Raw genomic sequence first — 16,887 nt, 5'->3', positions numbered from 1 at the left:
TGGCAGCCATTCCGTGACAGCGCAAAGCAGATTTGCTATTTCTTGGCGTAGAAAAACTAAGGCTTGAAATGAGTGTCATGCCCAAACGCCCGAAAGGGCCCCCGCTGAATGCAATGCGCGCCTTTGAAGCTGCCGCACGTCATGTCAGCTTTGTCGCCGCCGCTGAGGAATTGAGCGTCACGCCCGGAGCGATTTCGCAGCACATCAAGACACTGGAGGGCTGGGCAGGTACCGCGTTGTTTCGGCGCAACGCGCAGGGGGTGGAACTGACCAAGGCCGGGGCTTCGCTGGTGGCTGAATTCTCTGCGGCCTTCGACGGGTTGGCCGAGGCGACGCGTGCCCTCCGCAACCTCAAACCCAACGCCGATTTTCATATCGCCGCCTTGCCATCTGTTGCGCAGCTTTGGCTGCCGAAACGGCTAAGCCGGGTCAGGGCGCAGTTTCCGCATATCAATTTTTCGGTGACCGCGATGGAAAATCCACCCAGTCTTGATCGGGAATTGTTCGATCTGGCCATATTCATTGGCGAACCCAATGCTGAGCCCGAGCAGATTTGCATTTGCCCCGATCTCATCTCTCCGGTCGGCGCGCCTAGCCTGATTGAACGTATGAACCACTTTGGCGACGCCGTCCTTCTGCATGACCAGACCTGGAACGACGATTGGACAATCTGGTCACAGAACACGGGAATTGAACTGCAAGATGCGCAGACCGGGCCGAAGTTTTCTCTGTACAGCCTGGCCGTGGAGGAAGCGAAGGCAGGTGCGGGTATTCTGATGGGGCATCTATGTTTGCTTGAGGATGCCCTGGCAAGCGGCGCTCTTAAGTCTGCAAGCGAATACACCTGCCCAACGGGCCGCTTTCTGTTCGTCCAGATACCTGGCGCAACGCGGCAAAGACTCGAAACGCAACAGGTCGTGGCATTGCTGAACGAAGATAGTGCCTAACAACCGGCCTATTCTGCGGGCTTTAGATCCAATCGCATGAAGGCACTGTTGGGGTCGGCCTCATAGCCGTAGATCGGGCCGCAATAGGAATAGCCCAGCGCTTCATACAGCCTGCGCGCGGCGTCATAGTAGGACAGATGATCGGCGCCCGTCTCAAGAACCAGCGCCGAGGTTCCTTCGACCCGTGCGTGATCAGCAAGATGGGTCATCATCACTCGCGCCAGACCGCGGCCACGCGCGGCGGCAAGGATATGCACGGATTTGACTTCGGCGGTCCCATCCGGCAGCGCCTTGAGCGCGCCGCAGCCCAGCACCTTGTTACCCTCATACAAAGCCCAGAACCGCATTCCGGGCCCGGCCAAGGCACTGGCATCCATCGTGTGATTGCTCTCGGCTGGCCCGGCGGTTTCGCTATGGGCAAAATGCGCCTCGACCACCGGGCGCAATGCGTCGGAGGTTGGGTCAGTCTCGCGAATGTCGATCATTTAGTGCGTCCAGGGTGCGCGCCGATCGGTGGCAAAATTCTCGCCATAACCGCGCGCGCGCAGGTTCGGCTTGCGTTTATGCGGTTCACTGACCTGTGCGTCGATACCGTTGTCCTTGGCATAATCCAGCGCCTCTTCCTTGGTGTCGAAATTCAGACGCACCTGGGTCTGGGTGTCACTGGAAGACGTCCAGCCCATCAATGGATCAACCTCGCGCGTGGATGCTGGGGCATATTCCAACACCCAATGCCGGGTTTTGGCCGTACCCGATGTCATCGCATTCCGCGAAGGTTGGTAGATCCGTGCGCGCATGTCGCCTCTCCGTACTCACTTGGCTGAGGTTGTTTATGCGTCAGAGCGAGGCCTGGGACAAGGTGGCAAATGTCGCGGCTGGCGAACTCGATTTTCGCGCCTCGGCCCAAGACTAATGCCAGAAACTGTCATCAGATACTGCTAGGTCAGGCATCAACTGACAACAAGGAAACCAAGATGATTCACTTTGAAAGAGCCCTGGAAATGGATGCCAACCCACAAGATGTATGGGCCATTCTCAACCGCTTCATGCATATCGATGAATTCGCGCCCCAGGTGGTCTCTGTCGACGCTTTGACCGAGCAGGAAAACGGCGTCGGCTCGAAAAGACGCTGTCATTTTGCGAATGGAACCTCTCTGGTCGAGAAGGTCACGCAGTGGGACACCAATCGCGGCTATCGCGTGCAACTCTCCGATATGGCCGCCATGCCCCTGACCGAGGCCAGCGCAGCGATCACCATCGAGCCCCAGACAAACGGTGGTTCTCGCGTGGTCTGGAGCATGGATTACCACGTGAAATACGGCGCATTTGGCTGGGTGCTGGGGCAAACGCTGATGAAAATGATGATGAAGGGCGTTCTGGACGGCAACCTCAACGCGCTTGCCCAAAAGGCGCGTGCTGGCCAAATCCCCAATGGCCAAACCGCATAATCCCGGATTGATGCGCTCCATTTCAGATCAGGCCTTGCAGATGGACAAAATAAGAACAAATGTAAGGGCCTGATCCGGAGCCTGCCCATGCCTTACGCCCATTCCGACAAGACCCAGCTGACCGCTGATGACGTCCGCGCCCGCCTGAAACTGGAAGGCGGTAAAGAATTCGTCATGCATACCGAGTTCTCACCGGCAGGCGACCAGCCCACCGCGATCAAGGAACTGACCAACGGCATCTTCGACGGCGAAAGAGAACAGGTTCTGCTGGGCGCGACCGGGACGGGCAAGACCTTCACAATGGCCAAAGTGATCGAGGAAACCCAGCGACCCGCCATTATCCTTGCGCCCAACAAAACGCTCGCGGCGCAGCTCTATGGCGAATTCAAAGGCTTCTTCCCGGAAAACTCGGTCGAATATTTCGTGTCCTACTACGACTATTACCAGCCCGAGGCTTATGTCGCACGGTCGGATACCTATATCGAGAAAGAATCCCAGATCAACGAACAGATCGACCGGATGCGCCACTCGGCCACGCGGGCGCTGTTGGAACGCGATGACGTAATCATCGTCGCCTCAGTGTCGTGCATCTACGGTATCGGCTCGGTCGAAACCTATGGGGCGATGACGCAAGACCTGAAGGTTGGCGGTGAATACAACCAGCGCCAGATCATGGCCGATCTGGTCGCCCAGCAATACCGCCGAAATGATCAGGCATTCCAACGGGGCTCGTTCCGAGTACGGGGTGACAGCCTGGAAATCTGGCCTGCCCACCTTGAGGATCGCGCTTGGAAATTCTCGTTCTTCGGTGAGGAATTGGAAACCATCACCGAGTTCGACCCGCTGACCGGTGAACGCGCCGCGAATATGGAACAGGTGCGGGTTTACGCCAACTCGCACTACGTGACCCCGAAGCCAACGATGAACCAGGCGATCATCGGCATCAAGAAGGAACTCCGCATCCGACTGGATCAACTGGTCGGAGAGGGCAAACTGCTGGAAGCGCAACGTCTGGAACAACGCACGAATTTCGATCTGGAGATGTTGGAGGCCACCGGCGTCTGTAACGGAATCGAAAACTACTCGCGCTATCTGACAGGCCGCGCACCGGGCGAGCCGCCCCCGACGCTGTTCGAATTCATCCCCGACAACGCCATCGTCTTCGCCGATGAATCCCACGTCAGCGTACCGCAGATCGGCGGCATGTATCGGGGCGACTATCGGCGCAAATTCACCCTGGCCGAACACGGGTTCCGCCTGCCATCCTGCATGGACAACCGACCCCTCAAGTTCGAGGAATGGGACGCCATGCGCCCGCAATCCGTCTTCGTCTCGGCCACGCCTGCGAAGTGGGAGATCGAACAGACCGGCGGCGTCTTCACCGAACAGGTGATCCGCCCCACCGGCCTGCTGGATCCCGAGGTCGAAATCCGCCCTGTCGGCATGCAGGTCGACGATCTGCTGGACGAGGTGCGCAAGGTCGCCGCCGACGGTTATCGCACGCTGGTCACCACTCTGACCAAACGCATGGCCGAGGACCTGACCGAATACATGCACGAACAGGGCATCAGGGTCCGTTACATGCACTCGGATATCGACACGCTGGAACGCATCGAGATTCTGCGCGACCTGCGACTGGGCGCGTTCGACGTGCTGATCGGTATCAACCTGCTGCGCGAGGGGCTCGACATCCCCGAATGTGGGCTGGTCGCCATTTTGGACGCCGACAAAGAAGGCTTCCTGCGATCCGAGACCTCACTGGTCCAGACCATTGGCCGCGCCGCGCGCAACGCCGACGGGCGGGTGATCATGTATGCCGACAAGATCACCGGTTCCATGGAGCGCGCGCTGAACGAAACCGATCGCCGCCGCGCCAAGCAGATCGCCTATAACGAGGAACACGGCATCACCCCAGCAACGGTGAAGAAAAACGTCGAGGACGTTCTGGCCGGTCTCTACAAAGGCGACGTCGACATGAACCGCGTCACCGCCACCATCGATAAACCGATGCACGGCGCGAACCTTGAGGCCCATCTGGACGGGCTGCGCGACAAGATGCGCAAAGCCGCCGAGAACCTGGAATTCGAAGAGGCCGCCAACGTCCGGGATGAGATCAAACGTCTGGAAGCGGTCGATCTCGCCATCGCCGACGACCCCATGGCACGCCAATGGGCGGTCGAGAAAGCCTCGGAAGACGCAGTGAAATCGCGCGGGCGGTCAACGGCTGGACGGCCGGGACAGCGGGGTGGGAATGTGAAGCGGAGGAAGAGGTAAGTTGATGTGGGGATTTCTCTCAACAATTGCCCTTGGGTTAATTGCAGCAATGACGACGTTTGTGTTTCAGGCCCGAAGCTGGCGTGAAAAGAATCGCGAAGATATACGCAAGGACGAAAGACAAGCCGCGCTTCAAACTGTGGAGCTAATAGGCGACGCGTTCGACAGAAGATATCATGCGCACAGGAAACTTCTTGGAGCACTTGATATTGGTGATAAGGATATAAAGGTCATCTACGCGGAGTATAACAAAGAGGTAGATGCGTGGATGACAGCATTATCTAGAATCTCTGCAAGACTATCGGTCTATTTCGACCGCGAAACTGCGAACGTGTTTGTTTGTGAGTGCCACGATCCACTTAAGGATAGCGGTGATGGTCTGCAGCTTAGATATCGGCATGGCCGGGATTTGAGCAGTGTAGACAAGGCTATTGCCTCGCGTATTTTCAACAATTTGCAAGTGGCGCGAAGAAACTTTCAAAGGTTCCAGCGCGATCTACTTGCGCGTGTCGAAGATGACGAATTCGGTTCAGTGCAATACTGGAACAACACACAGCATGGGAAGTTGGACGATATTTCGGTATGGTTTCTCGTATCAAGACTCTTTGGAGTCGTGAAATAGCCTCAACGTGTATAGATAGCGCGCCCGAACAGCAATTGCCCAAGTAGGTGCGCAGACCCTTCCCATACCAATGTAGTCCTCTGGCCGTCGTGACGTAAGCAGTTCAAAGTCACCCAAACAGTCTACAACAACCCCTGGTATTGGCCTGGCTAACAACGAAGCAATAAATGCAGATTCGTTGGTTGTTAGTACAGCAGGTTCCTTTTCAAACAGGCGTTGCGAAGCCGCCTCAATTCCATTCAACCCGCGTCCAAAATAGCTCCTCTTGAGGTAGGACAACAATAATTCATCTTTAGAGAGCCAGCTATTTATAGCTGTTGCGAGGATGGTTTCCCTAACTTTACGCGAGAATGTTCTTTCGCGTCTGTTCGTGATTATCCGTACAAGCTGCTGATCTAATGTGCTTATGCCCCCGGGTTTTTGAAACCTGAAGGCTCTTTTGATCAACCGGGGTATTGCGCGAAATTCAAATCCAAGGTGTCGAAAAAAGCGTCTATCCTCGATTAGTAGGATCATTTTGATAACATCAATATTCAAGTTTTTCAGTGTGACCGATGACTCGTTCCAAATTGTGGATTGTGAGTCTAAGCACACCTCTTCCACAATTCGATCTAAGTCCCAATTCAACGCGCGCAATCGGCGTTTTATGCTCAAATCCAATCTTGGGGCGTGCCTAGTATCCATAGGCTCCGAGATACCAGCAGAAATCAAAGTTGGCGAGCAGGTATGTGACGTTTCAATTTTTGCTGGGGACCAGCAGAAGATGGGCGGGATTATCCCGCCCGATACCTTACCCCTTATCCCAATGGGCAATCACATCATACCCAACCGGCGTTGGCGGGCTTTCCATGAACTCGGCGAATGGCCCCACAGCTCGGCCACTTTGGGTGCGTTTGCGTTCGAGGTCGCCTCGCTTTCAACGACCGAGATCACATAGCCCGACCCGTCCTCGTTCATCACATTGGTAAAGCTGTGCATGCCGGGCATGCCCATGATTTCTGAATTCAATGCGTTCATTTTCGCCGTCGCCGCCTCACGCGTGCCGGGCTTCATCTTGAATTGAGTAATACGTGCAAACATGATCTTCCTCCCTCGTCCGGCGATTCGCCATGTGACGCGGTCGGAACGACCCCGCCGCACGCAACCTAGCACGGCAGCCCGAAATCTCACATTGATACGCGTGATTTGCGGCCATTTTTCAACCATACGCCTCACTGTATTTGGGCCACTGACACGCCAGAGTTGCTGCCCAGCGCGGAAGGCTCGACATCTGAATCACATATTGTGATTCCACAGCTGCAGCCAGATCGAACCCGAACAACCAAAGCGCCGTTCACCGTGTTTGCGGCCTGAGCTAATTGCCGGCCTGAGACAAGCTGGCTTTCAGCTTCTCCAGCGTATTCAAAAGGCGGTCTAGGTCAGCTTCGTCCAGCCCGGTATCGGCGATCATGCAGGCGGTGATCTCATGCGCCACAGACCGCAAGGCCGATCCCGCCCCGGTCAGAGAAACAACAACCTGGCGTTCGTCCTCTTTGCTACGGGTTCGGTCGACAAGCCCGTCGGCCTCAAGGCGTTTCAGAAGCGGGGTCAGCGTGCTGGTTTCCATCGACAACGCGTTGGCCAACTCACTGACATTTCGCCGGTCTCTCTGCCACAGCAGGGTCAGGGTGATGTATTGCGGATAGGTCAGCCCTAGCGGGCCGAGGTGTCTCTTATAAGCGCGGTTGATCACATGCCATGACGTATAGACCGCATGGCAAAACATCTCGTCGGTCTTCGGTTGGGTCGGAGAATCTGTCACGGCAGCACCTTCGCTCGCTTATATCGTGCACGATATAATTCATTGACCCACGCCCACAAGGTAGTTTATATCGTGCTCGATATTATTGCGTACGATATAGGAGGCAACACATGTCCTGGCTACCAACGCTCATCACCGAGACACCCGAGGAGGGATTTGACCTGGCAATCAAACTATCACGGATGGCGGTTAAGAAGACGCAGCCCAATGACGAGATTCGTCAGCGCTTGAGGCCGATCTACGAAAACGATGCGGACAGCCTGACTATGGTGTCGCATGTCGTGGCGACAAATTACCAGACCGTGGCGGCAGCGAACAACTATTGGCGCAAGTGAGTAAAGGTGAAATGGGCTGGGTGGCGGATGGGATTACCTATTCCTATACGCCCAGTTCCGCCCGCATCTTCTTGGTCAGCTTGGCCACGACCAGATCATAGGACGTCACGATATGCTCGCGCAGCGACGTGTCGCTCATCCCGCGGTCCTCATAGACCTGCAGCCATTTCATCCCGCGCGAGGCCAAATATGGCGCAGGGCGAATTCCGGGTTCGTCGCTCAGCACCTCAAAGGCCAGTTCAGAGGCTTTGAAGGTGAAGGCGTCCTGACCGTCGTTCCAGCCGCAGATCGCAAACACCTTGCCCCCCACTTTCCACACGTCTGCATTGCCCCATTGAACCACATGAGAGCTGGCCTTCAAGCCAGCGCAGAAACTGTTGAACTCTGCTCGCGTCATCGGCTCAGCCTCTTTGTTCCGAAGTCCTTACCCACCTGTCAGGGCCTCACGAATTTGGCATTGCCAACGCGTTTTTGAGGGGCAGCGCTTTGTTCTGCATTCGGGGCAATCACTCCACAGGCCACACCATCCTGATCGGGATCGTTTTGCAGGTGATAGCCCGGCTCGCCCTCCAGAAACGGACCAGGAAGAACCGAGAGCGCAGCACCACATCCGGCAAGAGCAACAAGATGTAAAACCGCCTCATCACGCTCGAATTCGGAAGTGCGCAACCAGACGCTCAGGGCAATGATGCCTGTCGTCAGCGGCAACATGAGGACCATCAGCAGAATCCGCACCGGTGACAATGCGCGTCGGCGCAGAGCTTCGGCGCGTTGAACACGTTTGGCCGATTTCGGATCCGTGAACAGCGCCTTTGGAGTGGTCTTTTCTGGCTGCATTCCCGATCAATACACCAGTATCCGTGGGATGCCGATACCTAAGGGACAAACATATCTGTGAAACTCTGTCACGATGCAGGACGCTCTACGAGCCTGGGCCAAGCAAACAAGACAGACCGCCAAATTCTTGGCTGCTCGCTTGTGATCTGGCAGAGACCTAACGCACCACGTGCACTGAGCATGCAGCGTGGCGGACAACATGGGTAGCGGTGGAGCCCAAAAGCAGGTCCTGCATACCTGGTCGATGAGACGCGATGATGATCAGATCCGGCTTATTCACGTCGGCCCAGTCAAGGATCGTCCGACCGGAATGCCCCTCGACAACGACTCCGCGGGCGCCCGAAATATTTTCCGCCAGCGCATCCAACTCGGCCTGAACGGCCTTGCGCGCATCGTCCAGATACCCGACCGGCATATAAGCGCTGGCATAGGCCGGTATATGTTCGACCACGTGCAGCAGCGTGACCTGTGACTCGGGTGCTGCCAACAGTTGCGCCAGTTTCAATGCAGACGGCATATCACGCGCGTCGTCGAATGATATTGGTACAAGAATATTGTGATACATGGCACGCGCCTCCTTGGTTGCTCAAGTATACTGGTCGATTACCAGACGCGTGACCTTGATCCAGGTCAGGATCAGTTGAAGGTTTCCGCAACATCGTACATGACGGGCTCAAAACTCTTGCACAACTCGTTGATTTTACGGTTTCTATCACGCATTTCTGACGTACGCAGCATGGCCAGAAAATCCTCGCGACGCTCCCATTGCGAATAGTTGGCAATCCGGGTCTGGGCGTCATTCACGTGCAATCCCGCTGCAACAAATCCAGGTTGCTTTGAGATGAAGCTGGCATAGGCATCCGTCAACGCCTCGAGCAGATCCTGGCAGGTGCCAGGCGTCATTTCAAATGTTGTGATTACGGTCTGCACAGTAGCGTTTTTGGAAATCTTTGGCATCTTGAAACTCCCTTGTCTGTCTCAAACCTAACACAGGATTCTGAAAGGTCTTGTGTTTCCTTTTGGCCTAGGCGCGCTCTTATCAATTCGAAAAATGAACAAAACACTAACACTCCGTTAACCATGCTGACGGAAGCTGCAAGCATGTATCGCATTGCCCTGATATTGCATCTGTTGCTGATGGCCTCTCCTGCCTGGTCAGGTGCATGGCTGCGAGAAAAGGATGCAGCATTCACAGCCGCCTCACTGACAGCTTTTCGGCTCCCTGAGGATGGGTACGACTATAAAACATCTCTCTATGCGGAATGGGGATACAGCCAGAACCTGACGGTCGGCTTTGATTTCGAACAAAACCAAGACCTCTATGGCCATGCACTCATCTTTGCCCGTGTCCCAGTAGCGGATTTGGGCCAATGGGGTCGGCTCGCTGCTGAATTTGGTGCCGGTGCATATCACAAACAAGAACGGGCCTGGGCACAGTACAAAGTGACGCTGTCTTACGGCAAAGGATTCCAGAGCGCCTTGGGAAGCGGTTGGATCGCGATTGATGCCGCCATCGAAAACCGAACACATGATGACATCTATCGAAAGCTCGACCTGACAACAGGGCTTTCATCGGACAGGTTGATCAATCCCCTTATCCAAATCGAAACGGCCTACAGGTCTGGGCACTCGATATATTGGAAGGCACGCCCCTCGGTCATGATCCGAACCAAAGACAGTTCTACTACCTGGATTCTGGGGGTGGAAAGAAATGATGCCCGCAAAAACACGGGCATCAGACTAGCTTTGTGGAACGAATTCTAAGTCCAATCCGTTCCTACATTAATTCAGGCAGACGCCCGCACCGTCAGCGCTCCATCCTCAGGATTGCTGAAACCTCGCCCTTCAGACCCTCAGGCCAGCGTAACTGGATATCAGATCCATCCACCCCTTGCTCCAGCAGGACATAGGGGTGCGAATATTTGGTTAACCCAAGCGCTGTCTTCAAAGGTCCCAGAACGGTAACCGAGTCACAACTGCGCGCCTTGCCACCAAAGGGCAACCGATCCTCAGAAGACACCGTCCACGCCGTTGCAGCGGTGTTCTGTGCGTGCCGTACCCTCAGTGGATTTGCGGTTTTAGCAGTCACACCATGGAACGTATTGTTTTCAAACGTCACGTTCAAATGGGCTGTGTTGTTCAGATCAGCGAATGTCGTGTCCACGCGTTCGGCCCGGTCGATCCCACCGTTGATGGATCGGAATTTGTTCCCCGTCACGACAACGCCGTTCAGGAAATGCCCGGCGCCATAGGGACGAATGACAATGCTGCTGAACCAGGGCGCGACCTCGTTCGAGTAGAAGATATTGTCGGTAATGCTCATGGCGCTGAACGAGAAGCCAGCGGTGTAAACAGGGTCTGAATCCCGCTCATTTGTCCATTCGACAAAACAGTTATCGACATAGTTCTCGGCGATGGTCGAGCTGTTGTAAGTTCCGATCATGACCAAACCGGCCGAGCGCACCCCCTGAGCGATGCTGTCCCCCTGGAAAAAATGGTTGCCCAGAACCATGTTGTTGGTCCCTGCCAGCACCGCAAAATGCAGGAAACGAACCGCGCGATTATGGCGCAACTTGATGTCATTGGCCGTTGAGTTCAACGCAATCGACTTGCGATCCGAGACGTCAAAGGACTCTTCAGAAGACAGGAACTGACAATTATCGACCAACATGCCCTGACACCCTGTACCGATCGAGGTGATACCGCGATCCAAAGGTCGGCTGATAAAACAGTTCGTTATGGCAAATGTGCTGCCTGACGGCGCAAGGCGGATAGCGCTACAGCGGCCATTGCATTGAAACTCGATCTCTTCCATTCCGAACTTGCGCAACGTGCTGAAACCACTGAAATCGAGCAGATATTTGAAAGACAAAAAGGTGAACGTTTGCGTCCCGGATGCGTTATAGATCGGGGCGTTCAAAGTGATCTCTCCCGCCCCCTCATCCTTGGACCGGACATAGATCTCGCGGCCAACGCCGCTGCCCTGCACCAGCGAGCCGACAGGAATGTTGGCCACATTCGCAACATTGGTCAAACGCGTTGGGTCCGACGGGCTGTAGGTTGCCAGAGATGTGAATGTCTCGGTGCCCCATGCCGAACTGCTTTGAACATCGAACTGGCCATTGCGGATGATCCGCCGTGTCGAAAACCCTGTCTGTTTGTTGGGAACCGCCGCCGCCATATCAATCGGCTCACTCACCGAGATCTTGCGCCCACCCAAATCCAGCGATTCATGATCCGAGTTGTTCAGCAAAGCCTGAAAGGCCTTTTTGAACGCCAGATCCTCGGCGCCGAAGGCCGTGATATAGGCTGGCAGGTTAAAATCCTTGGTCAACAAGAGCATCTTGTCATCGGGCATCGTGACCGTGCCCTCAAATTCAATCTCTGACGAGATCGTCGTGTTTTCCGTCAACAGGTAGGTGCCATCCGAGACAAAGACACGTCGTCCATTCGCCGCCTGATCAGCGGCGACAAACGCTGCTGTGTCATCCGCTACACCATCACCGACCGCTCCGAAATCACGGATATCGACCAGAGAGATCATGTCGCGCAGGAACACATTGGTGACATCCGTTATCTCGATATCGTCGATCCGGACCACAGCGCCGTTGGTGCCTTCAATATCCAGCCCGAAATGCCCGTACAGGGCGGAAACACCCCAAGGCATATCCACGCCCGTCCGTTGCCCCGCGCCCACAATCGCTGTGATTTCGTGCACTGTGCCATAGCCAGACAGCAGTGTTGCCGGGCCTTGCTCGACCACGCCCGTCACCTGAACATCACCTGCACCACCCGCCCAAGCGGCGATACGAACCTCGGGCAAGGGGCCGCTAATCGCTTTTATCCGGGCTTTGACCTGTAAGTAGCACCCCGGCAGCAGCGGTGTCTGACCCATATAGCGCAGCTGCTGTGTTGCGTTCACCTTCAGAATTTCCAGACATCCGCCAAAATCCGCGTCTGCCGGAACAAATACACCATTCCCCGATCCATGATAGGTTGGCGAACCCGGTGTTCCGTCACCACTTGACCATACGTTCAGACCGTTTGCGAAAGCAGGCGGCATGAACACGATGCCGTCGGTGATTGCCTTGTTCATAGAAATCCCTTTCCCATTCGCGCAGCGGCCAATCACCACGCGCATAAACCCAGTGTTCGGGGTCGGCCCCGAACGCAAAAGCCTGAGTATCGAAAAGGAATTAACCGCCGCTCATATCACCGTGACGGTGGTGTTGCGCTACGCCGCCGGATCCGAATTTCCCAAAAGCTGCACGCCGTTGATTTTCCAGCTCTGTCCCTGAGGGATCATCTCGTAGTCCAGAATGTGAATCTGCCCGTCGCCATCCGTGATCATCACCTTCTGCCACAACGCCCCTGAAATTTCGCGAAGTTCCAGAAACCGCACGTCCGCAGGCCGCCAGACCATCGGATAGCCACGCCGGACCATCACCCCGAAATTCTCAGGCGTTCCGAAAAGGCGCTGGATAGTGGGGCTGGCAAATGTAAAGGCGGTTGCGAAATCATCCACCTTGAACGCCTGTATCTGCCCCGCGATATTCGCCTCGATCTCGGCGTTTTGGGCAAAGGCACCGGATGCCAGTCCGGCGCTTATAGATACAGCAAGTATAAAACGACGCATGGGGCCACCTCCTGATCGAAGGGTAGTCCCACGCGCGATCAGGTCAAATCAGACCAGCTCTCCGGCCAGCGCCTTGTCGATCAAGGCGACTGTTTCCGGCACTCCATAAAGCGCGATGAACCCGCCAAATCGCGGCCCCTGGGATGCGCCCAACAACACCTCGTAGAGCGCGGTGAACCAGCCCCGCATAGGGTCAAACCGCTCGCGCCCGACAGAGTAGACCACCGATTGCAGCGCCTCATCCTCGATCGGTCCGTCATATGCCGCCAGCTCTGCTTTCAACGCCTTCAGCGCTTCGCGCTCTTGATCCGTCGGCGCCCGGTGCTGGCGGGTGGGCTTGACGAAATCGTTAAAGTAGCGGACCGCAAAGCCCGCCGCCTGATCCAGATCAGGATGCGTCTCAGCCGTGGCCTCAGGCGCATAGCGACGGATGAACCCCCACAGCGCCTCTTTGTCCTCGGCCCCGGAAACCGAAGCAAGATTCAGCAACATCGCAAAGGGCACCATCAGCGTCGATTCAGGAACCTCCCCACCGTGGATATGCCACACCGGATTGCTCAACTGCGCCTTCAACTCTTGCCCCGGATAGGCCCGCAGTTGCTGATGATATTCATCATAGGCCTTGGGGATCACATCAAAATGCATGCGCTTGGCGGTCTTGGGCTTTTGATACATAAAATACGCAAGACTCTCAGTCGGTGCATAGGTCAGCCATTCGTCGATCGAGACGCCATTGCCCGAAGATTTCGAAATCTTCTGACCGTTCTCATCCAAAAACAGCTCATAGCTGAAATGCTCTGGCGCACGGCCACCCAACGCCCGGCAGATCGCGTCATAGATCTTTTCGTTGGTGGCATGTTCCTTGCCGTACATTTCAAAATCGACGCCCAGCGCGGCCCAGCGCGCACCGAAATCCGGCTTCCACTGCAGCTTTACGTTGCCCCCCGTGACCGGCAGCGTCCATTCCTTGCCGTCGTCGTCATCAAAGGTGACGGTATAGGTCTCGGCGCAGACCTTTTTCATCGGCACGTACAGAACCCGACCTGTTTCGGGGTGGATCGGCAGGAAGATCGAATAGGTCTGCTGCCGCTCTTCTCGCAGGCTTTTCAACATGATGGCCATTACGGCATCATAGTTGTCGACCGCCCGCTTCAGAATCTCGTCAAACTGACCCGAGCGATAGAAGTCGCGCGCCGAATAGAAATCATACTCGAACCCAAAAGTGTCGAGGAACCGGCGTAACATTGCGTTGTTGTATTCGCCAAAGCTTGGGTATTCGCCGAACGGATCAGGGACCGAAGTCAGAGGACGCTGCAAATGCTCTTCAAGCGCTTCGGGTTTCGGCACGTTGCCGGGCACTTTGCGCATACCGTCCAAATCGTCCGAGAAACAGATCAGCTTGGTTGGAATATCCGACAGCGCTTCAAACGCACGCTTGACCATGGTGGTCCGTGCCACCTCGCCAAATGTACCGATATGCGGCAAGCCGGACGGGCCATAGCCCGTCTCGAACAACACATACCCCTTGTCCGGAGCCCCTTTCTGATAGCGTTTGAGCAACCGGCGCGCCTCTTCAAAAGGCCAGGCCTTGGACGACATCGCGGTTTCACGCAGTTCAGACATTTTCTTCAAGCTCCATCGGAAAAACAGCGTCAGCTTTGGTTTGCAGCCGACCGACCCCTCCTATTGTGCCGGTGCAGCATGAGTCAATAAAGCACGCTGTTTTTCCTAACGGGAAGCTGACATCAGGCGACCAACTGATCCAACTTGGCCGCCCAGATGAAATCATTCTCGCTGAGGCCACTGATTTCGTGTGTCGTCAGTAGAACGTCCACATATCCCCAACCAAAGCGGATATCGGGATGATGCCCTTGCTGATCGGCCAGCCAGGCGCAAAGGTTCGCCAGATAGGTCGCCTTGGCAAAGCCTTTGAATTTGAAATGACGGCTGAGAGTTTTTGCATCCGCATCCAGCGACCAATCGGAGGTCAACTGGGCCAGATGCGCGCTTGCCGCATCACGGTTCAAAGCTGGAATGCCGCCGGAACAAGGGGCACAGGTCCGATCCGATAGGGTGCGGGTTTGTTCTGATGTGGTCATGTCCAGCTTACTCCGCCGCTGTTGCCTTTTCGGGAAACTTATTCGGCAACAGGCCCAGTGATTGCGCCTTATGCACATCCGCCAGCAAATCCCGATCGGCGGCAGCAAAAAGTTCCTCGGGGTCGTCCAGCACGAAATAGCCCATCTGGTGCATATCAATCCGGTAGGGCGTGCGCAGGATCGTCAGAACGTCAAAGGGATCGCGGTCGGGTATTTCGCTTTCCACCGCGTAGACAAGTTCGGTCGGGGATGAGGCAAGCCCCGATCCCAGCGCCTTGATCACCCCATCCTGACGCCGCAGGCCAAATTCGATCGAGAACCAATACAGCCGGATCAGCCAGGCATAGTCTTTTTCACCGGCCTGCACCCCCGCCAATCCGATAGCGTGGCTGAAGGCGGCAAATCGCGGATCGCTCAGCAGTGGGGTATGGCCGAAAATCTCATGAAAGATGTCAGGCTCTTCGATGTAATCGAAATCCTCGCGGGACCGGATGAACGAGGCCGCCGGGAAAACCCGGTCGGCCAACATGCCAAAGAAGGTCTTGAACCCGATCAGCGCGGGTACAGGCTGCACTTTCCAGCCTGTCATATCCAGAAGCCTCTCAGAAATATCAGCGCATGATGGAACACGGGTTTTCGGAAGCTCCAGCCGGTCCAGCCCCTCAAGATAATCACGCGCCATATAGCGCTGTACGTTCTCTTGCTGAGCGGCATAAAGATCAGCCCAGACAGCATCCTCTTCGTCGGTATATGTGATGTGACCATTGGCATTGGCCACCTTGGCGACGTATTTTGTCGACTTTGGCATGGAAGCTCCTCCTGAAAAGAGCATAGCCAGCCATCGTGAAAAATTTCATTTGAATGTTTTTCAGGATCATACAATATGAACGAAACATCTCACAAACTCAAAAGATATGACGCAAATGCTTCAAAACGCGGATATCGCCATCCTGCAAGAGCTTCAGACCGATGGCCGTCTGTCTATGCAAGAGCTCGCGGATCGTACCGGCCTGTCTGCCTCGCAATGTTGGCGGCGGGTTCGCGATCTCGAAGCTGCCGGGGTTGTGGCAGGCTATACCGCTCGTGTGCCCGCCAAATCCGTTGGCCTGAACGCAATAGCCTATGTTCATGTTGCGCTGCGCGATCATCAGGAAGACAGCATCACTTCGTTTTTGCGGCTGGTTGAGACCGAGGCTCAGATTGTCGAGTGCGCCTCAATCACCGGGGATCATGACTTCATTCTGAAAGTCTATTCGAAAACACCCGAAGATCTTGAGGCGTTCATCATGCAAAGGCTGTTGAAATCGGGGTTAGTCCGCGACACTCGCAGCAATTTTGTACTGCGGCAGACGAAAACACGTGGCCCTTTGCCCATTCTTTGATCTATCGCTCCAAAATCCGTTGAACCTATTCCCTGCCCCACCTATCGTGCGGGATCAGAACAGTTCAATCAGGACACCCCTATGACCAACCAAGTGCCACACCCGATGTCTCCTCAAGATTGCCTCGTGGCGATTATGGTTGCGATCTCTGCATCAGATGAGACCATCCGCACCGCCGAGCTGGTCAAGATCGAGGGCGCGGTCAACATGCTGCCTGTCTTTGCAGAATATGACATCGACCGGATGTATCGCGTTTCCCAAATCGTCTTCGATCTGTTTGAACAAGAAGATGGTCTGGATGCCCTGTTTGGACTGATCCGCGACAACCTGCCCGAACGCCTGAACGAAACCTCCTATGCGCTTGCATGTGATGTTGCGGCTGCAGATGGTACGCTGGCAGAATCCGAATTGCGGCTGCTCGAGGAAATCCGTTACGAGTTGGACATCGACCGTTTGCATGCCGCTGCCATCGAGCGCGGCGCGCGGGCACGGCACACGACCTGACA

At 55.5% G+C, this 16,887-nt stretch carries 22 protein-coding genes; 8 read left to right on the top strand and 14 right to left on the bottom strand.

The features are described 5' to 3' along the window. Nucleotides 1–77 precede the first annotated feature (77 nt). Entirely contained in the window at nucleotides 78–947 is an 870-nt protein-coding gene (locus AC2FJW_RS10795; protein ID WP_496750063.1) for a LysR family transcriptional regulator, read from the top strand. Nucleotides 948–955: 8 nt separating this feature from the next. On the opposite strand, the gene AC2FJW_RS10790 is transcribed toward AC2FJW_RS10795, so the two are convergent. Together AC2FJW_RS10790 and AC2FJW_RS10785 are read right to left on the bottom strand one after the other, a co-directional pair. Then, a complete protein-coding gene (locus tag AC2FJW_RS10790; protein WP_496696310.1) occupies nucleotides 956–1,432 on the bottom strand; it encodes a GNAT family N-acetyltransferase in 477 nt (158 codons plus the stop codon). Then, complete coding sequence (locus AC2FJW_RS10785) at nucleotides 1,433–1,744, bottom strand: ETC complex I subunit (RefSeq protein WP_142635668.1); 312 nt, start codon at nucleotides 1,742–1,744, stop codon at nucleotides 1,433–1,435. It lies immediately after the preceding gene. 177 nt (nucleotides 1,745–1,921) lie between these two features. On the opposite strand from AC2FJW_RS10785, the gene AC2FJW_RS10780 reads away from it, so the two are divergent. From AC2FJW_RS10780 to AC2FJW_RS10770, 3 genes are all read left to right on the top strand, one after another. Continuing rightward, entirely contained in the window at nucleotides 1,922–2,395 is a 474-nt protein-coding gene (locus AC2FJW_RS10780; protein WP_496750062.1) for an SRPBCC family protein, read from the top strand. An 87-nt stretch (nucleotides 2,396–2,482) separates the two neighbouring features. Further along, entirely contained in the window at nucleotides 2,483–4,669 is a 2,187-nt protein-coding gene (gene uvrB / locus AC2FJW_RS10775) for an excinuclease ABC subunit UvrB (protein WP_496750061.1), read from the top strand. A gap of 4 nt (nucleotides 4,670–4,673) precedes the next feature. Further along, a complete protein-coding gene (locus AC2FJW_RS10770; protein ID WP_496750060.1) occupies nucleotides 4,674–5,291 on the top strand; it encodes a hypothetical protein in 618 nt (205 codons plus the stop codon). On the opposite strand, the gene AC2FJW_RS10765 is transcribed toward AC2FJW_RS10770, so the two are convergent. The 3 genes from AC2FJW_RS10765 to AC2FJW_RS10755 form a co-directional block, all read right to left on the bottom strand. After that, nucleotides 5,265–5,975, bottom strand: coding sequence for a biosynthetic peptidoglycan transglycosylase (locus tag AC2FJW_RS10765; protein ID WP_496750059.1), 711 nt, complete (start codon nucleotides 5,973–5,975; stop codon nucleotides 5,265–5,267). The genes AC2FJW_RS10770 and AC2FJW_RS10765 overlap by 27 nt on opposite strands. A gap of 129 nt (nucleotides 5,976–6,104) precedes the next feature. Then, entirely contained in the window at nucleotides 6,105–6,371 is a 267-nt protein-coding gene (locus AC2FJW_RS10760) for a hypothetical protein (protein WP_496750058.1), read from the bottom strand. A 274-nt stretch (nucleotides 6,372–6,645) separates the two neighbouring features. After that, nucleotides 6,646–7,092, bottom strand: coding sequence for a MarR family winged helix-turn-helix transcriptional regulator (locus AC2FJW_RS10755; RefSeq protein WP_496750057.1), 447 nt, complete (start codon nucleotides 7,090–7,092; stop codon nucleotides 6,646–6,648). Between the two features lie 110 nt (nucleotides 7,093–7,202). On the opposite strand from AC2FJW_RS10755, the gene AC2FJW_RS10750 reads away from it, so the two are divergent. After that, entirely contained in the window at nucleotides 7,203–7,427 is a 225-nt protein-coding gene (locus AC2FJW_RS10750; protein WP_142635660.1) for a hexameric tyrosine-coordinated heme protein, read from the top strand. Between the two features lie 43 nt (nucleotides 7,428–7,470). Here AC2FJW_RS10750 and AC2FJW_RS10745 read toward each other — a convergent pair whose 3' ends face one another. The 4 genes from AC2FJW_RS10745 to AC2FJW_RS10730 all read right to left on the bottom strand — a co-directional run bounded on the left by AC2FJW_RS10745 (nucleotide 7,471) and on the right by AC2FJW_RS10730 (nucleotide 9,221). After that, nucleotides 7,471–7,824, bottom strand: a complete 354-nt coding sequence (locus AC2FJW_RS10745; RefSeq protein ID WP_496750056.1) for an MmcQ/YjbR family DNA-binding protein — start codon at nucleotides 7,822–7,824, stop codon at nucleotides 7,471–7,473. A 38-nt stretch (nucleotides 7,825–7,862) separates the two neighbouring features. Beyond that, nucleotides 7,863–8,264 (bottom strand): excalibur calcium-binding domain-containing protein, encoded by a 402-nt coding sequence (locus AC2FJW_RS10740; RefSeq protein ID WP_246097187.1) that lies wholly within the window; start codon nucleotides 8,262–8,264, stop codon nucleotides 7,863–7,865. 157 nt (nucleotides 8,265–8,421) lie between these two features. Then, complete coding sequence (locus AC2FJW_RS10735) at nucleotides 8,422–8,829, bottom strand: universal stress protein (protein WP_281972496.1); 408 nt, start codon at nucleotides 8,827–8,829, stop codon at nucleotides 8,422–8,424. Between the two features lie 71 nt (nucleotides 8,830–8,900). After that, nucleotides 8,901–9,221: an antibiotic biosynthesis monooxygenase family protein gene (locus tag AC2FJW_RS10730; protein ID WP_142635654.1), complete on the bottom strand. Its 321-nt coding sequence runs from the start codon at nucleotides 9,219–9,221 to the stop codon at nucleotides 8,901–8,903. A gap of 123 nt (nucleotides 9,222–9,344) precedes the next feature. Between AC2FJW_RS10730 and AC2FJW_RS10725 the strand changes: the two genes are divergently transcribed. Further along, nucleotides 9,345–10,028 (top strand): hypothetical protein, encoded by a 684-nt coding sequence (locus AC2FJW_RS10725; RefSeq protein WP_496750055.1) that lies wholly within the window; start codon nucleotides 9,345–9,347, stop codon nucleotides 10,026–10,028. A 43-nt stretch (nucleotides 10,029–10,071) separates the two neighbouring features. Here AC2FJW_RS10725 and AC2FJW_RS10720 read toward each other — a convergent pair whose 3' ends face one another. From AC2FJW_RS10720 to phhA, 5 genes are all read right to left on the bottom strand, one after another. Beyond that, complete coding sequence (locus AC2FJW_RS10720) at nucleotides 10,072–12,360, bottom strand: glycosyl hydrolase family 28-related protein (protein ID WP_496750054.1); 2,289 nt, start codon at nucleotides 12,358–12,360, stop codon at nucleotides 10,072–10,074. 138 nt (nucleotides 12,361–12,498) lie between these two features. Then, entirely contained in the window at nucleotides 12,499–12,900 is a 402-nt protein-coding gene (locus AC2FJW_RS10715) for a DUF4864 domain-containing protein (RefSeq protein ID WP_496750053.1), read from the bottom strand. A gap of 48 nt (nucleotides 12,901–12,948) precedes the next feature. Beyond that, on the bottom strand, nucleotides 12,949–14,523 hold the full coding sequence (locus AC2FJW_RS10710) for a lysine--tRNA ligase (RefSeq protein WP_496750052.1): 1,575 nt from the start codon (nucleotides 14,521–14,523) through the stop codon (nucleotides 12,949–12,951). Between the two features lie 122 nt (nucleotides 14,524–14,645). Further along, the gene (locus tag AC2FJW_RS10705) at nucleotides 14,646–14,999 is read right to left on the bottom strand and encodes a 4a-hydroxytetrahydrobiopterin dehydratase (RefSeq protein ID WP_496750051.1); all 354 of its coding nucleotides are present in this window, start codon (nucleotides 14,997–14,999) and stop codon (nucleotides 14,646–14,648) included. 7 nt (nucleotides 15,000–15,006) lie between these two features. After that, nucleotides 15,007–15,807 carry a phenylalanine 4-monooxygenase gene (gene phhA, locus AC2FJW_RS10700; protein WP_496701696.1) on the bottom strand — a complete coding sequence of 267 codons (801 nt, stop codon included), beginning with the start codon at nucleotides 15,805–15,807 and terminating at the stop codon, nucleotides 15,007–15,009. A 106-nt stretch (nucleotides 15,808–15,913) separates the two neighbouring features. Here phhA and AC2FJW_RS10695 point away from each other — a divergent pair, with 106 nt between their 5' ends. Together AC2FJW_RS10695 and AC2FJW_RS10690 are read left to right on the top strand one after the other, a co-directional pair. Continuing rightward, the gene (locus AC2FJW_RS10695) at nucleotides 15,914–16,381 is read left to right on the top strand and encodes an Lrp/AsnC family transcriptional regulator (protein ID WP_246097185.1); all 468 of its coding nucleotides are present in this window, start codon (nucleotides 15,914–15,916) and stop codon (nucleotides 16,379–16,381) included. Nucleotides 16,382–16,462: 81 nt separating this feature from the next. Next, a complete protein-coding gene (locus tag AC2FJW_RS10690; RefSeq protein WP_142635642.1) occupies nucleotides 16,463–16,885 on the top strand; it encodes a tellurite resistance TerB family protein in 423 nt (140 codons plus the stop codon). Nucleotides 16,886–16,887 lie beyond the last annotated feature (2 nt).

The organism is Ruegeria sp. CDSA020, assembly GCF_059612345.1.
The sequence above is the reverse complement of the archived record's forward strand: the minus strand, read 5'-3'. Positions and strand labels throughout refer to the sequence as shown.

Excerpts from the sequence above, each read along its gene's own strand:
- AC2FJW_RS10795 (WP_496750063.1), top strand. The coding sequence starts at position 78 with ATGCCCAAACGCCCGAAAGGGCCCCCGCTGAATGCAATGCGCGCCTTT.
- AC2FJW_RS10790 (WP_496696310.1), bottom strand. The coding sequence starts at position 1,432 with ATGATCGACATTCGCGAGACTGACCCAACCTCCGACGCATTGCGCCCG.
- AC2FJW_RS10785 (WP_142635668.1), bottom strand. The coding sequence starts at position 1,744 with ATGCGCGCACGGATCTACCAACCTTCGCGGAATGCGATGACATCGGGT.
- AC2FJW_RS10780 (WP_496750062.1), top strand. The coding sequence starts at position 1,922 with ATGATTCACTTTGAAAGAGCCCTGGAAATGGATGCCAACCCACAAGAT.
- uvrB (WP_496750061.1), top strand. The coding sequence starts at position 2,483 with ATGCCTTACGCCCATTCCGACAAGACCCAGCTGACCGCTGATGACGTC.
- AC2FJW_RS10770 (WP_496750060.1), top strand. The coding sequence starts at position 4,674 with ATGTGGGGATTTCTCTCAACAATTGCCCTTGGGTTAATTGCAGCAATG.
- AC2FJW_RS10765 (WP_496750059.1), bottom strand. The coding sequence starts at position 5,975 with ATGGATACTAGGCACGCCCCAAGATTGGATTTGAGCATAAAACGCCGA.
- AC2FJW_RS10760 (WP_496750058.1), bottom strand. The coding sequence starts at position 6,371 with ATGTTTGCACGTATTACTCAATTCAAGATGAAGCCCGGCACGCGTGAG.
- AC2FJW_RS10750 (WP_142635660.1), top strand. The coding sequence starts at position 7,203 with ATGTCCTGGCTACCAACGCTCATCACCGAGACACCCGAGGAGGGATTT.
- AC2FJW_RS10745 (WP_496750056.1), bottom strand. The coding sequence starts at position 7,824 with ATGACGCGAGCAGAGTTCAACAGTTTCTGCGCTGGCTTGAAGGCCAGC.
- AC2FJW_RS10740 (WP_246097187.1), bottom strand. The coding sequence starts at position 8,264 with ATGCAGCCAGAAAAGACCACTCCAAAGGCGCTGTTCACGGATCCGAAA.
- AC2FJW_RS10735 (WP_281972496.1), bottom strand. The coding sequence starts at position 8,829 with ATGTATCACAATATTCTTGTACCAATATCATTCGACGACGCGCGTGAT.
- AC2FJW_RS10730 (WP_142635654.1), bottom strand. The coding sequence starts at position 9,221 with ATGCCAAAGATTTCCAAAAACGCTACTGTGCAGACCGTAATCACAACA.
- AC2FJW_RS10725 (WP_496750055.1), top strand. The coding sequence starts at position 9,345 with ATGCTGACGGAAGCTGCAAGCATGTATCGCATTGCCCTGATATTGCAT.
- AC2FJW_RS10720 (WP_496750054.1), bottom strand. The coding sequence starts at position 12,360 with ATGAACAAGGCAATCACCGACGGCATCGTGTTCATGCCGCCTGCTTTC.
- AC2FJW_RS10715 (WP_496750053.1), bottom strand. The coding sequence starts at position 12,900 with ATGCGTCGTTTTATACTTGCTGTATCTATAAGCGCCGGACTGGCATCC.
- AC2FJW_RS10710 (WP_496750052.1), bottom strand. The coding sequence starts at position 14,523 with ATGTCTGAACTGCGTGAAACCGCGATGTCGTCCAAGGCCTGGCCTTTT.
- AC2FJW_RS10705 (WP_496750051.1), bottom strand. The coding sequence starts at position 14,999 with ATGACCACATCAGAACAAACCCGCACCCTATCGGATCGGACCTGTGCC.
- phhA (WP_496701696.1), bottom strand. The coding sequence starts at position 15,807 with ATGCCAAAGTCGACAAAATACGTCGCCAAGGTGGCCAATGCCAATGGT.
- AC2FJW_RS10695 (WP_246097185.1), top strand. The coding sequence starts at position 15,914 with ATGACGCAAATGCTTCAAAACGCGGATATCGCCATCCTGCAAGAGCTT.
- AC2FJW_RS10690 (WP_142635642.1), top strand. The coding sequence starts at position 16,463 with ATGACCAACCAAGTGCCACACCCGATGTCTCCTCAAGATTGCCTCGTG.